We start from the raw sequence: 13,514 nt of genomic DNA, 5'->3' as shown, positions 1-13,514 counted from the left end.
CTAAAGAGCTTAGGGAAAAAATAGTAAATAAAGAAAGTTTTAAAAGATTAGAGTTTTTTAAAGAGTTTAAAGCATTTAAGCTAAAACGAAAATTATCGTATCCCCCCCCCCGTGAGGTGTTTTTTAGATGAATTTTTATTCATTGAAAATTCCTTTCAAAAAATAGTTAATGTGTTGTTTGATTTATTGCTTGTTTGTATATTTTTGTAATGGGTATTACTAATATATTCTTAACAATTAAGTAATGTTATTAATATATTTATAAATTTAAGCTTAATTATAAAAAATAATAAAATATTAGTATAATAAGAATATATTACATGAGCTTGAATATATTGAAAAATAGGTTTTTTTGAGTAAAAATAGTGCTATAAATTTTTAAATTATTTTTTACTGAAATATACTTTATAAAACACCTAAATCTATTGTAAAAATTTAATCTTATTTTCTAAAACACTTTTTGGGATAAGTCCGATGAATTTTTCATTTATTTTGCCTTTTTCATCATAAAAAACTATCACAGGCACACCATAAATTCCACCCACAGCTTTAGACAAAAATGAACTTGCTTTGACTTCATATATAAGTGGTAAATTTAACTTTTTTTCCAAGAGAATTTTTTGAGCTTCTTCTTTTGATTTAGCTCCATTTAACACCGCTAAAATAGGAAAGTTTCTTTCTTTATAAAGCTCGTTTAGCATAGGAATTTGCGCATTACATGCACCACAATCTTGCGTGAAAAAAAATAAAGCATAAGCTTGATTTACATTTTGTGTTTTTAAGGTTTTTTCAAAACCATCGTATTTAAAAGTATAGCTTTGACTTGAATTTAAGGTTTGAAATTCATTATTTGAGCATGCACTAAAGAAAAAAACACTTACTAAAGCCAAGAAGCAATAGAAGCTTTTAGTTGCGACCATGGTTTTTCTCCTATGATTTTATCTTGTACAACTCCATCTTTAATGACAAAAGTAGTTGGCACTGCAAAAACGCTAAATCTTTGCCATGAGATATCTAAATCATCTTGCAAAAATATAATATTTTTATAATCATATTTTGTAGCAAATTCTTCAAAATCCTTACCTTTATCTATAGAATCAAGCGCTAAAATAGTGATTTTTTTAGGGTATTCGTTAGCTAGTTTTTCCAAGAGCGGCAAGTCTTTTAAACAAGATGCACAACCTTGTTCCACAAAAGTTAAAACGATAAGATTATCAAAATCAGCTAGTTTGATTTTCTCACCTTGTAAATTTTTAGCTGCGATTTCTGGTGCTTTTAGGCCTATTTTACCACCGTTTTTATTGTTGTTTTCAAAACACGCACTTAAAAAAATCAAACACAAACAAGCTAAAATTATACTTTTAATTTTCACTTTTCATTACTCCATGGCTTAAAATGATCGTTCTATCAGCAAAGGTTGCTAAGTCTGGATTGTGAGTGATTAAAACTATGGTTTTGCCATCTTGTTTTAATTTACAAAAAAGTTCTAGAATGTTTTTTTCATTTGCCTCATCTAAATTTCCAGTTGGCTCATCTGCTAATAAAATTTCAGGATCATTCACTAAAGCTCTTGCTATACATAGCCTTTGTTGCTCCCCACCGCTTAGTTGGCTAGGTAAATGCGTAAGTCTGTGTGAAAGTCCTACTTTTTCTAGCGCCATTATAGCGTCTTTTTGTTCTATGCTTGAGTGATAAAACTGAGCTAGCATAACATTTTCTAAAGCATTTAAATAAGGTATCAAATGAAATTGTTGAAAAATCAAACCTATTTTTTCTCTTCTAATCACGCTTTTTTCTTCTTCACTTAAATTTCCAACTTCTTTATCATCCAAAAAATACTCCCCGCTACTTTGAGTATCCATCAAAGAAAGTATATTTAAAAGTGTTGATTTACCTGAACCTGATGGACCCATAATGGCTAGCCATTCGCCTTGATTTACTTCTAGGTTGATATTTTGCAAAGCTTTAACTTCATTAAAATTACGATTTAAATTTGAAATTTTTATAATATTTTTCATCACTCACCCTTTAAATTTTCACAAACATTGATTTTTAAAGCTTTTTTTAGTGGTAAGATGCTTGCAAAAAAAGCAAATATCAAAGAAACAAGCACCGCAAAAAATACCGAAAGCAATCTAAAATCTATACTTGCATTAAAAATCAAATAGCCAAAAATATTTGCCAAAAAATATCCACAAAAAGCACCAAGTAAACTAGCACTTAAACTTAAAATAAACACTTCTGCTCCAAAGAGCTTGATGATTTCTTTATGCTTAGCTCCTAGTGCAAGATGTAAGGCTATTTCTTTTTTTCTTGAAAAAATCACCGCGCTAAGAGTGGTATTTACACTCAAAGAACTAATGAGTAAAATCGTTAAGCTAATCAAAGCCATTAAAGCTTTGATCTTTTCTAAAATCACACCTTCGCTAATGGATACTGAAGCTATAACTTTAGCTTCTACATTGCCCTTACTAAGCTCTTTTGCTTTTTGATCTAAACTTTCATAATCGCCTAGCAAAATAGCTTGAGCATAATTTACCACTTCTTTAGCTGCTAACTCTTGAGCTTTTTTTAAAGAGATGATTAAAACCCCATCTTGCTCATCGTTACTTCTTAAAATAGCTTTGATTTTTACTTTGACTATTTTAGATATATTTGGATTATAAATTTGCAATTCTTGTCCTATTTTAAGTTCAAGTTGTTTTGCCAAATCAGCCCCTACAAAGGCACTATCTTCACTAAAATCACTCAAAGAAAAACTTCCTTTTAAAACTTCCATAAAAGGTTTGGTAAGCTTTAAATTTGCAAAATCAACCCCAACAACTACCGCACTTGAGCTTTCAAGATTATAAAAACCATATAAAAATGGGGTTAAAGCTTTTGCTTTCAAGCTTTCTTTGGCTTGATTAAATTCATCCATACTTAAAAACTCATCATCTTTTGGCGTGATGATAAAATTAGCTCCATAAGCTTTTAATTCTTTAGATAATTTTGTGTCAATATCAAAATAAATATTAAAAAATGAAGCACTAACCATAGCACCCATAAACACAGCTATAAAGATAATACAAACTCTTTTATAAGAAAAAATAAGAGATTTAAAAACCTCTTGTATAAAAAAATTATTTGCCATATAAAACCTCTGAAGTAGAAAGTTTAGAAATTCCTTTGATAGAAAACAAACATCCTAAAAATACTATAAGCACTGCAAAAAATAAGCAAATTGGTAAAATAATCCAAGATATAGCAATAGCATGATCAAATATACTAAGAGCAATAACTTCTGAAACTCCCACACCAAAAGCAAAACCAAAAACAGCTCCAATTAAAGCTACTACAACCCCTTCTAGTGCAAAAATCGTATAAATTTGCAAAGTGCTAGCACCCAAAGCTTTTAAAAGTCCTATTTCGCTTTTTCTTCTAAAAATATCTGCACTCATTAAAGATGATATGGCTATGGAAGCTACGATTAAACATATAATACTAACTACTGCCATTAAAGATTGAATTTTAGACACTATCAAACTTTCTGCATCTGAAATCGCACTCACTACTTTTGTGCTAGCACCTTTAAAATCTTCTGCGATTTGATAAGCAATAGAACTTACATAAGCAGTGCAATACCACTGATCATACTCAAGCTGATCAAGGCTATCTACATCGCGTCTTGCTTTTTGTGCTAAATCATTTTCAGGTATAGTCAAAGCCGAAACTTCTGCTTTAGCAAATAAACCTTCTTTTTTAGAAAGTTTTTGTGCTAAAAGTAAAGAAGTAATGATTTTATTTGAAAAAGCTTGAGTTAAGTCTATAATACCAACAATTTTTACTTTAAAAATTTGATCATTTTGCACAAGGGTCATTTCATCATCTATTTTTAAATCATATTTTTGTGCTAAGTCTTTTCCTAACATTATTTCATCTAAACTATCATCTTTTGGGTAGTTTCCTTTGATTTGACTATATTTGTATAATTCTTTAATACCCGCATAAAAATCATCATCATCTTGAACCTTTATAGCCTTATCAAAATAAGTTCCTACTAAAGAGATATTTTCATAATTTGCATTTGGAGTTTGAATTTTTACCTGAGTATCTAAAAATGGCGCAAAGGCATTGATATTATTTCTCCAAAAAATTTCTTTTATAGCATGAAGCTTGTTTTCTTCTAAAAAATTTTGATTTTTCAAAGGCTCATAAATTTTATTACCCACTTCTACACTTAAACTTGCACCTTTAGGTAAAACTAAAATGTTTGATCCATAGCTTCTTAATTCTTTTGTGATTTCATTACCTATACCCAAAGTAAGATTTAACATAGTAGCCATAAGTAAAGTAGCTAAAAAAATCGTCAGCAAAGCTAGGGATTTTTGAATCTTATTTTGAAAAATGGAATTTTTTACAATCTTAACTTGCATAGTCATTTCCTAATAAATTATGAATTCTATATTTTGAAGTCTTATTCATATCGATGTATTTTAAAGGATCGTTTTTAAACTCTTCATAATTTTTTTCATTAGCAAAAAAATATGTTCTACCTTTATAAACATAAGATCTTGGTGCTTTTAAATTAATAAGCTCAGTATTATCAATAGGATCATAAACTTTCTTTTCTACTACTTGAGTGAAAAAATTCACCCCATCTAAAATTTCTGAAAAAGGTATAATAACCTTACCATTTTCAAATTTATATTTCATAGGGATAGGATTACACCCACCTGCCTTACCTACACTTGGTAAGAAAATTCTAACATTACATGAGATACAAATTAATTCTCCACCTTTTTTAACATACCCCATATCCCCACATATACTACAAGCATCAAAAACCGCTACTGGCGAGTCTTTATCTTCTCTTTTGTTAATTAAAAAAAATCTCACCACTTTACCCTCATCGCTAATATAAGCAAAGCGATGTAAGTTATTATCTCTTAAAATCGCTGCATCAAAGACAAATTCATCATTTTCATTTGGCTCTACATAGGTTGGCTCATCTATGGTTACCGGTCTTGAAGCATGCAAATCATAAAAAAGAAAAATACAAAGACTTAAAATCATAGCACTAAAAATACTTGCACTAAAATTAGTTATAGTTGAATTTTTTGCTTGATTTTTTCTAAATTCTATATCAAAATCTTTTTTCTTGGTGTTTTCACTCACTCTTTGCTTTAGAGCTAAAACAATACAAAGTCCTAACAACACAAACCATACATAAGTATAAAATTTAGCATAATATACACTTTTTGCCACATAGCTTAAATATAAACTTTCTGTTTCTACCACGCCTTCTCTCATAAGGTGCAATAAAATTTGAGCTAAAGCTTCATTTAGATAAAAAATCACGATAATGAGTAAAAATAAATTTAAAAACTTAAATTTAAATTCCCTTAGCCATCTTGTAAAAAGATAAACCCCAAAACACGAAACAAAAGCAAGTAAAATAAACCCAAAAGAGCTAATCGCTAAAGAATCTAAAAAATTAGTGCTTAATATAGGAAAATCAATAGAAATATGTAAGTATTTTATACCAAAAGCAAAAGATAACAACAAAAGCAATATTGCTTGAATTTTTTCTTTTAAAAAATTATTTTTCACAAAAGAAAAAATGATAACACCCAAAAACAATAAAACAAATAAAATATCATTAGAAAAATATAACAAATCATAACTTAGTGTTTTAGCGCTAATAAAAAAAGCAAAATAAGAAAAAACAAAACCCACAAAAGCAAGTTTAAACACTAAAGAATTTTTTAGATTATAAAAAAATAAAGCACTCAAAAGCGCATAAGAAAAAAATACTCCAAAAAAATGTACAAAATAAATCGACATAGGCTCTTCTTTGATAGAATTTATTTATAAAATCAATAATTTCATAAATAAACCCTAGCAAAAGCTAGGGAAAAATCACTTAGGTTTTCCTGTATATTTGAAGTTATATTTAACCGAAAATGGCTCAAACCATTTACCAACACCTGTTTCTTTATCAACATGGCGTCCAAAACCTTGTTTTTCTGGACTTTCTATTAAAAATACTAACTCGTAATTTCCAATGCCTGTATCCATTTTTAAATTTGCACCATAGTGAGGGCCATCATCTGCTACCATAGGCATAAGAGTTCCTGTTTTTACTTTACCATTGTCAAGATTAGTTAGCTTATAAGCTATAGTTAAATAAGGGATCCAAAAGCCTTCTGGAAAGCCGTTTTTATTGCCTTTTAATGCATGAATATCTGCTTCAAGGTGAATATCTGCTAAACTAGCTGCAAGGTCAATGCCTCTTGGCTCCATTTCGATTGGTTGTAAATAAACCGCTGCTATTTCCATACCATTTAATTCATAAGGATCGCCAATTGGCACCTCTGCTGCAAAAACTGAACTAGCTAAAATACTAGCTGCTGCACCCAAACTTAATAAAGTTTTTTTCATATTTTTTCCCTTTTATTTGAAATTTGCTTTGTTATAAAAATACCCATAATGAGTAAGATTAAAACCATAAACTGAGGTATGATGCTCTCATAGTAAGGATAAATTCCAAGCCACAAAATTCCTTCAAAATCAAAAGGAAGCAAGCTTGGGGTGATAACCTTAGCTTCTATGAGCTCACCAATGCCTTTGCCTGTAAAGACAAAGACCATATAAAAAATAATGTATGAAGTTATATAGAAAAATTGTTTTACTGGTATTTTTAAAGCACCAGCTTTTAATAAATAATAAAGTATGACAAGTATAATTAATCCACTAGCTAATCCTATAAATATAAAACTATAATCTGTACTTGTTTTTGCATCAAACAATAAAGCCTGATAAAAAAGAATAGTTTCAGCACCTTCTCTATATACAGCTAAAAACACACTAAACCATAAGGTTTTTGCTGAATTATTTGATATAGCTTCAACTGCTTGAGTTTTTATGTGATTTGCCCATTTTTTATTTTGTGCATTTGATAAAAGCCAAAAACCCACATAAAACAATAATGCAACAGCCGCAAGCATAGTAATACCTTCTAGCAACTCTCTGCTTTGCCCTGCTTGTTCTTTAAAAATCCATGAAATAAAAAATGCTGTTACAAAACTTAAAAATATCCCACTCCAAAGTGCTGAATATACTATATTTAAACGCTTTTTATTACCACTTTGAACTAGGTATGAAACTATAGCTACAATGATAATTAAAGCTTCCAAACCCTCTCTTAAAATAATACCTAAAGCCCATATAAATAAAGACATAGGTGAGGATTCTTGAATTTTATCTAAAGAGCCTTCCACTAAAGCACTAAGCTCATCAAAATTCTGTTTTAATTCTTCTTTAGAAGCACTTGCTTTAATAAGTGCAACGCCTTTTGAAAAATAACTTTCTATTTTTAATTTTAAAGCACTATCAATAGCACCAATTTTACTTTCCATACCACTTGCTTCAAAAATATCTAAATACACATTTTGTAAAGCATCTATACTATTTAAACTAAATCCCTCATAATTTTGCAAAATATCATTAAGAGCAATTTTCATATCATCATACACTTTAGTATAGTTTTTAGTGCTCATAGTACTTTCATCAAAGCCTTTAACTTGAAGCAAAGCTAATTCTTCTTTAGGTAAAGCCAAAAACGCTTCATATAATAAATCTGATATGCTTGAAATTTCATCTCTAATAGTTTTTTCATCTAAAGTATTAGCATTGATTTTTCTTATAATAGTTCTAAGTTTAGTTTGAATTTTTTTATCCACTCCTGCCTTAGTATATCTTGCCACTAAAACTTCTACTTTTGAGTTTCTATAGTCTTCAAACAATGCTGATTGAATCAAATCTTTAGCTTTTTGATAGTCTTTATTTACAAAAGCTAATGCAGCTTGATCAAGCTTTGAAATCATCGAATCCATTAAAAATTGCAACCTTGCATCCAAAGCTGAGGCTTCTTGCAAAGCTAACAATGCTTCATCTTTTTGAGTGTCTTGCTCTTGAGCAATCAAACTTTGAGTTGAGTTTTGTGAAGTTTGTTCTTTAACATTCTCTCCAAGCAAAGCCGCAAACATCGCTTCAGCTTGTACTTGGCGTTCTTTTTCTGCTTTTAAAGATGAGTTTTCAGCTGCTTTTTTATCATAATTTACATCACTAGCTTCAGCTTTAAGCTGGAAGCCTTTTTCTAAAATAGGAACTATTTCATCTAAATCAAAATACAAACTACTAATCAAAGCTTCTATTTTAGAAAAATCTTCTTTATCTTTATATAACTTTCTTAAATTAACAAATTTACGCTCCATAACAATGGCTTTTCTACCAACATTACGCCCAATAGAGCCTTCCATGGTTTCAAAATGCTGAAAATATGCATCTTCTGCTTTTTTCTTTGCTTCTAAATTTTTATTTTCTTTATATAAGAGCATACTTTCATTTAAAATTTGTTTGATTGCTTGGGCTTCTTTTTGATAATCAATCTCTCTAGCATAAACAATAGTACAAAATAAAAAAATTATCAATAAGCTTATTTTTTTAAACACTATTTTACTCCGAAATGATATTCATTTTTAAAATCATAGTCGCAAGTATAGTACTAGCTTTCTTAAATTTAGATAAACATTATCATTATTTATTTCATAATAAATCAGATAAAAATACTACAAAATGCTACTTTTAGCTACAAAATAAGCTAAAAAATTATTATTTTTAAGAGTATTGTTTATTTTTTATTTGTTTTAATCATAAAAATAAGTTTTTCTTTGCTAATATGTGGTGGTTTTAAAAATTCAAGGAGTTTTTGTGCTAGTAATTACCCATGAAAAACCAAGCAAGCTCAAAAAAATGTTAAAAAATTTAGGTTTTTGGGTGATTATAGGAATAATAGCTGGTATTAGCCTTGGTTTATTAGATAAAGAACTTGCACTAGCTAGTAAAATCGGAGTGGATTATTTTATACAAGCTTTAAAATTTTTAATAGGGCCTATTATATTTTTAACTATTGTTTTAGGAGTTGTTAGCCTTGAAAGTCTAAAGCAAGTTGGAAGTATAGGTGCTAAAGCTTTATTATACTTTGAAGTAGTGAGTACTTTTGCTTTAGCTATTGGTATTTTTATGGCAAATATTATGGGACCTGGAAAAGGAATGAACCTTGATCCAAACACCTTAGATCAAGAGAGTGTAGCTCAATTTGTTAATAAAAATATAGAAATAAGTGCGCAAAATGAAATTTTACATATTTTAAAAGACGCCATACCTACTGATATCATCGCTGCTTTTAGCGAAGGAAAAACTTTGCAAATCTTAGTTATAGCCCTAGCTTGTGCTCTTATTATTTCGCTTATGAGAATTGATGAAAGAAAAGCTATACAAAAAACCTTAGAAATAATGCAAAGTTTTGTTTTTAAAATTCTAGAAATCATTATGTATTTTTCTCCTATTGCTGCTTTTTCTGCGATGGCTTTTTTAGTGGCAAAATATGGGCTTGATTCTTTATTAAATTTAGGATATTTGCTTATTGTTATGCTACTTGCTTCTTTGCTCTTTATCTTTGGAGTTTTAGGAATTATTTGTTTTATTGCTAAAGTTAATATTTTTAAATTTATGCGTTTTATTTCAAGAGAAGTTTTGATAGTTTTTGCTACAAGCTCTAGCGAATCAGCATTAGCTCCACTCATGAGAAAGCTTGAAAAAGCAGGAATTTCAAAAGCCACCGTGGGTTTAGTATTGCCAACTGGATATAGTTTTAATCTTGATTGTACTAATATTTATTTGGCTATGAGTTTGATTTTCCTTGCACAAGCTTTTAATGTAGAGCTTTCTTTAACGCATGAAATTAGCATTTTAATCGTACTAATGATAGCTTCAAAAGGTGCTGTTGGTGTAACTGGTTCAGGTTTTATTATACTAGGAAGTACGCTGGCAGCTTTATCTAATATGCATATAGCAGAGGCTAATAATGGCTTAGGAGCAAGTTTAGGCGAGGTTTTACCAGTAGCTGCTATTTCTATACTCTTGGGTGTGGATAAATTTATGTCTGAAATTCGTGCAGTAGGAAATTTATGCGGTAATAGCGTAGCAGCTTTAATCGTAGCTATTTGGGACAAACAAATAGACTGGGAAAAATTCCGCTACGCTCTTGATAATCCTAAAGAATTTACAAACGCAGGTTTTGATTAAAAAACCTCTTTTTGTATTTTTTCCACATATTTTTCTCTTAGTTTTTGGGTATAAAAGCCTACTTTACCATCATTAATCACCTTGCTATCTGCTTTTATAACACCTAAAATCAAAAAAGTAGCCGCAGAAATAAACACCTCATCAGCCTCATATACTTCTTTCATACTAAAAGCTCTTTGATCTACTTTAAGATCAAGTTCTTTGGCAAATTTCAAGATATTTTTACGGCGAATTCCTGGTAAGATTTCATTAGAAAATGGCTTAGTAATTAAAGTTTTATCTTTTATAATAAAAGCTGAACTACTAGAAGCTTCCGTTACTAAAGCATTTTCTACCATAAAAGCTTCAAAAACCTTAGCTTTTATAGCTTCTTCTTTTGCAAGACATTGAGCTAATAAAGAAATTGATTTTATATCCCTTCTTTTCCACCTTAAATCAGATGTTGAAATAACACTTACCCCATTTTTAGCATGCTCATGCTCAATCACCTTACATTCAAAAGCAAAAGCCATAATAGTAGGTTTTAATCCCTTTAAAAGAGCAAAATTTCTACTAGCAACCCCTCTAGTAACTTGCATATAAAGCCCACCTTCTTTGAGAGAGTTTTTAATGATTAATTGCTCTAAAATATTTTCAAATTCTTCTTTTGTATAAGGAATTTGTAGTTCAATTTGAGCCAAACTACGCTCAAAACGCTCCCAAAATTCTTCTTTGTCAGCTATTTTTGCATTTACCACAGGAACTACTTCATAAATTCCATCTCCAAAGATAAAACCTCTATCAAAAACACTCACTTTAGCTTCACCAGCTTTTACAAACTCATCATTTAAAAACACCACTTCCATTTCTTGCATAAGTCCTCCTTTTAATCAAATAAATCAACAATATCTTTTGGCAAATCAAGCTGATTAGAATAATAAAAATACTTAGCTAAAACTAAAATTCCTATATAAAATTCTATCTTTTCATCCAAAAATTGCTCTATGTAAGTATGGGCATTTTGAATGATTTCTTTTGCTCTATGCGGATTAGTTAAATAATAATCAAGCAAAGCTTCTACATTTTCATAATCATCATCAATCAAAGCAAAGTGCTCATTTGGAACTAGCTTTCCTTCCATAAACCAAGTTTCATAGCGCATTTTTGGTGCCAAAACTAAAGAATTTGTTTTCATCGCCCACTTTAAGTTGCTTGCTACGTCATTGCCTTCTAAAGAAAGTAAAAATTTAAACTGCGTTTGATAAGCTCTACTGATTTTAAAATTTAAATTTTTAATCCATTTTTCAGCTTGAATTTTTCTACCACCAACATGAGCAATATCGCAACGAGGATTATCAAAATACTTTTCAAAAAATTTAATACGATGAGGCTGATAAATCGCACCCCTAAAAAAAAGCAAGTCTTTTTTATCTTCAAATTGATTTTTATCCTGTATAAAATCAAAATGTCTGTTTTTATCTAATTTTAAAATGATGTTATTAAAACCATTTTCAACCGGTCTTGATTTAGCTATACTTGGATATTTAAGATTATAACTAATATCCCCAAAACCTTTAACCCATAAAAAATCATCATCAAAATACTTACTGATTGCATAAGCATCATAAGCATAAGAAGTTTTTTTAAAAGGAAATTTTCCTATTTTTTCATAATTTTCAAATTTTTTTATATCAAAAAAATCATTTTGCAGATTATAATAATTCAAGCGAGTAATAATGTTATCTATATTTTTTAATTTTAAAATTTCTTTTAAAATATTTTGCAATTGATTTTGATAAATTTTTCTAGGTATAAAACTCTTAGCTATGCCTTTTACATTCATCATAAATCTAGAATCTGCCATTTTTCTTCCATTTTGATATTAAAATAATATAAATTTTAACACAAGAATTCATTTACAAGACTTAAAATTTAGTTTAATTAAAAACAAAAATGTTAAAATCACAAAAATCACATACTAATTGGGTAAAAAATGAAAATACAAGAATTTATTTTAAACTTTATTTTTAAAGTTTCAAACCAACCTGTTAATTTAAAAGATTTATTAGAAGCGAACGCCTTACTTAATGAAGGCATGATGGTAGATCCTGCAAAATTAAATTTTAAATTTAAGGTGTTTAATTCTTATCTTATTTATGCATTTTTTTGCATAGCTATTTTAGTTCCTATGCTTATCATTAGTCATTATTTTTTAACAATTATTGATTTTCATATTAGTATTTTAAGCGCTGTTTTTGTAACCGCTTGTGTTTTTATTGGCTATGATATTTTTAAAATTTACACTAGAAAAGTAATAAGCAAAAGATTATTAAAAAAAGCTTGGGCTTTGCATTTTCCATATTTTGCTTATGAAAAATATTCAAAAATAGCAGAAAATATTTATAACCAAGCCATTAAAGAAGAAATCCCAAAAAACCAACTCGAGCAATATGTTTTAGAAAAAATCATTCAAACACAAGATTAATCTAAAAAGTCTAAAACTTGATTTTGAAAATATAGCGCCTCAAGTTGTCTTTGAAGCTCTTTGTTTTCTTCATCTAAAACAAGTTCTTGCGATCTTAAATCCGCTATATCTCTACTTACATAATAAATTTGATTTCTAATATAAATTTGTGGGAAAAATATCAATAAAGCAAATGCTATCATCAAACCTGCATATATTAAATTTTTAGGACTTAAATTTTTATTCTCCTCACTTACTATACTATCTAAAAGTTCATATTTATCTTCCTGATTATACTCTTGGTTTTCTTCAAGTCTTACTTTTTCTTCTAAAATTTTTTGTTCTTGTTTGGCTAGTTTTTCTTTTTCTTTTAATTCCCCTTGGGCTTTTCTTAGTTTTTCTTGTTCGATTTTTTTTTGCTCTTTTAGTTCTTGTTTGAGTTTAGCTTTTTCTTTTCTTTTTTCTTTTAAATCTTGAAATTTTGAAGTGACAAAAACATTGCTTTGAGTAAGAATTTTAGATATTTGAATAGGATCTTTATTTTCTTGTTTTTTTTCTATTTTTCTTACTTCTTGAGTTGATTTGTTACTTTTAAGCGTTTTAGAATTTGCAATATTTTTTTTATCGAATTTTTCTTTTTGCTTTTTGAAAAAATTAAGTTGTAATTTAAAAGGCTTTTTTTCTTCTAATTTAACATTAATCAAATCTTCTTTTAAATAAATAGCAGATTGCTTCCTAGGTTTTTCTTCATACTCTTCATCAAAATCTGTAAATTTAGGTCTTTTTTTACGTTGTATTCTATTTTTTAATATACGATCGCTCTCATTAAAATTTTGCTCATATTCTTCATAAGGCCTACCTTCTTTAATAGCCCTGGAATATTTCAACATTTTTTCACGTATATTTTGCTTTTCTTTTAAAAAATCATCTTCAACCATTA

13 protein-coding genes are annotated in these 13,514 nt (G+C 28.8%); 2 read left to right on the top strand and 11 right to left on the bottom strand.

Annotation, left to right across the window (positions count from 1 at the left end; genetic code table 11):
- Nucleotides 1–422 precede the first annotated feature (422 nt).
- The 8 genes from L8X30_RS04300 to L8X30_RS04265 form a co-directional block, all read right to left on the bottom strand.
- Nucleotides 423–920 carry a TlpA disulfide reductase family protein gene (locus L8X30_RS04300; RefSeq protein WP_318529748.1) on the bottom strand — a complete coding sequence of 166 codons (498 nt, stop codon included), beginning with the start codon at nt 918–920 and terminating at the stop codon, nt 423–425.
- The gene (locus L8X30_RS04295; RefSeq protein ID WP_263679191.1) at nt 881–1,372 is read right to left on the bottom strand and encodes a TlpA family protein disulfide reductase; all 492 of its coding nucleotides are present in this window, start codon (nt 1,370–1,372) and stop codon (nt 881–883) included. Before L8X30_RS04295 ends, L8X30_RS04300 begins: the two co-directional genes overlap by 40 nt.
- Nucleotides 1,362–2,018, bottom strand: a complete 657-nt coding sequence (locus L8X30_RS04290) for an ABC transporter ATP-binding protein (RefSeq protein ID WP_263679189.1) — start codon at nt 2,016–2,018, stop codon at nt 1,362–1,364. Before L8X30_RS04290 ends, L8X30_RS04295 begins: the two co-directional genes overlap by 11 nt.
- Nucleotides 2,018–3,133: an ABC transporter permease gene (locus L8X30_RS04285; protein ID WP_263679188.1), complete on the bottom strand. Its 1,116-nt coding sequence runs from the start codon at nt 3,131–3,133 to the stop codon at nt 2,018–2,020. The genes L8X30_RS04290 and L8X30_RS04285 overlap by 1 nt, the downstream gene beginning before the upstream one ends.
- Entirely contained in the window at nt 3,123–4,415 is a 1,293-nt protein-coding gene (locus L8X30_RS04280) for an ABC transporter permease (protein WP_263679187.1), read from the bottom strand. The genes L8X30_RS04285 and L8X30_RS04280 overlap by 11 nt, the downstream gene beginning before the upstream one ends.
- Nucleotides 4,405–5,826 (bottom strand): Fe-S-containing protein, encoded by a 1,422-nt coding sequence (locus L8X30_RS04275; RefSeq protein ID WP_263679186.1) that lies wholly within the window; start codon nt 5,824–5,826, stop codon nt 4,405–4,407. Before L8X30_RS04275 ends, L8X30_RS04280 begins: the two co-directional genes overlap by 11 nt.
- A gap of 75 nt (nt 5,827–5,901) precedes the next feature.
- A complete protein-coding gene (locus L8X30_RS04270; protein ID WP_012661874.1) occupies nt 5,902–6,423 on the bottom strand; it encodes a ferrirhodotorulic acid transporter, periplasmic binding protein in 522 nt (173 codons plus the stop codon).
- On the bottom strand, nt 6,420–8,495 hold the full coding sequence (locus L8X30_RS04265; protein WP_412175500.1) for an FTR1 family iron permease: 2,076 nt from the start codon (nt 8,493–8,495) through the stop codon (nt 6,420–6,422). The genes L8X30_RS04270 and L8X30_RS04265 overlap by 4 nt, the downstream gene beginning before the upstream one ends.
- Nucleotides 8,496–8,796: 301 nt before the next feature.
- Here L8X30_RS04265 and L8X30_RS04260 point away from each other — a divergent pair, with 301 nt between their 5' ends.
- Nucleotides 8,797–10,131, top strand: a complete 1,335-nt coding sequence (locus L8X30_RS04260; protein ID WP_263679195.1) for a cation:dicarboxylate symporter family transporter — start codon at nt 8,797–8,799, stop codon at nt 10,129–10,131.
- Here the strand turns inward: L8X30_RS04260 and L8X30_RS04255 are convergent.
- Both L8X30_RS04255 and L8X30_RS04250 read right to left on the bottom strand, forming a co-directional pair.
- Nucleotides 10,128–10,985: a D-amino acid aminotransferase gene (locus tag L8X30_RS04255; RefSeq protein ID WP_263679185.1), complete on the bottom strand. Its 858-nt coding sequence runs from the start codon at nt 10,983–10,985 to the stop codon at nt 10,128–10,130. The genes L8X30_RS04260 and L8X30_RS04255 overlap by 4 nt on opposite strands.
- Nucleotides 10,986–10,996: 11 nt before the next feature.
- Nucleotides 10,997–11,974, bottom strand: a complete 978-nt coding sequence (locus L8X30_RS04250; protein ID WP_263679184.1) for a glycosyltransferase — start codon at nt 11,972–11,974, stop codon at nt 10,997–10,999.
- Nucleotides 11,975–12,103: 129 nt separating this feature from the next.
- Between L8X30_RS04250 and L8X30_RS04245 the strand changes: the two genes are divergently transcribed.
- Nucleotides 12,104–12,595 (top strand): hypothetical protein, encoded by a 492-nt coding sequence (locus L8X30_RS04245; RefSeq protein WP_220517091.1) that lies wholly within the window; start codon nt 12,104–12,106, stop codon nt 12,593–12,595.
- On the opposite strand, the gene L8X30_RS04240 is transcribed toward L8X30_RS04245, so the two are convergent.
- Nucleotides 12,592–13,512 carry a hypothetical protein gene (locus L8X30_RS04240; protein WP_263679182.1) on the bottom strand — a complete coding sequence of 307 codons (921 nt, stop codon included), beginning with the start codon at nt 13,510–13,512 and terminating at the stop codon, nt 12,592–12,594. The two genes, L8X30_RS04245 and L8X30_RS04240, sit on opposite strands and share 4 nt — an antisense overlap.
- Between the last annotated feature and the right edge of the window lie 2 nt (nt 13,513–13,514).

It is taken from the genome of Campylobacter sp. CNRCH_2015_0338h, assembly GCF_025772785.1.
Classification (GTDB): Bacteria; Campylobacterota; Campylobacteria; order Campylobacterales; family Campylobacteraceae; genus Campylobacter_D.
Note: the sequence above shows the minus strand (reverse complement) of the source record. Positions and strands in the feature narration are given on the sequence as shown.

Bases quoted from the DNA above. Each gene is read 5' to 3' on its own strand.
- L8X30_RS04270 (WP_012661874.1), bottom strand. From the start codon at position 6,423: ATGAAAAAAACTTTATTAAGTTTGGGTGCAGCAGCTAGTATTTTAGCT.
- L8X30_RS04290 (WP_263679189.1), bottom strand. From the start codon at position 2,018: ATGAAAAATATTATAAAAATTTCAAATTTAAATCGTAATTTTAATGAA.
- L8X30_RS04260 (WP_263679195.1), top strand. From the start codon at position 8,797: ATGTTAAAAAATTTAGGTTTTTGGGTGATTATAGGAATAATAGCTGGT.
- L8X30_RS04255 (WP_263679185.1), bottom strand. From the start codon at position 10,985: ATGCAAGAAATGGAAGTGGTGTTTTTAAATGATGAGTTTGTAAAAGCT.
- L8X30_RS04250 (WP_263679184.1), bottom strand. From the start codon at position 11,974: ATGGCAGATTCTAGATTTATGATGAATGTAAAAGGCATAGCTAAGAGT.
- L8X30_RS04300 (WP_318529748.1), bottom strand. From the start codon at position 920: ATGGTCGCAACTAAAAGCTTCTATTGCTTCTTGGCTTTAGTAAGTGTT.
- L8X30_RS04275 (WP_263679186.1), bottom strand. From the start codon at position 5,826: ATGTCGATTTATTTTGTACATTTTTTTGGAGTATTTTTTTCTTATGCG.
- L8X30_RS04280 (WP_263679187.1), bottom strand. From the start codon at position 4,415: ATGCAAGTTAAGATTGTAAAAAATTCCATTTTTCAAAATAAGATTCAA.
- L8X30_RS04240 (WP_263679182.1), bottom strand. From the start codon at position 13,512: ATGGTTGAAGATGATTTTTTAAAAGAAAAGCAAAATATACGTGAAAAA.
- L8X30_RS04285 (WP_263679188.1), bottom strand. From the start codon at position 3,133: ATGGCAAATAATTTTTTTATACAAGAGGTTTTTAAATCTCTTATTTTT.
- L8X30_RS04245 (WP_220517091.1), top strand. From the start codon at position 12,104: ATGAAAATACAAGAATTTATTTTAAACTTTATTTTTAAAGTTTCAAAC.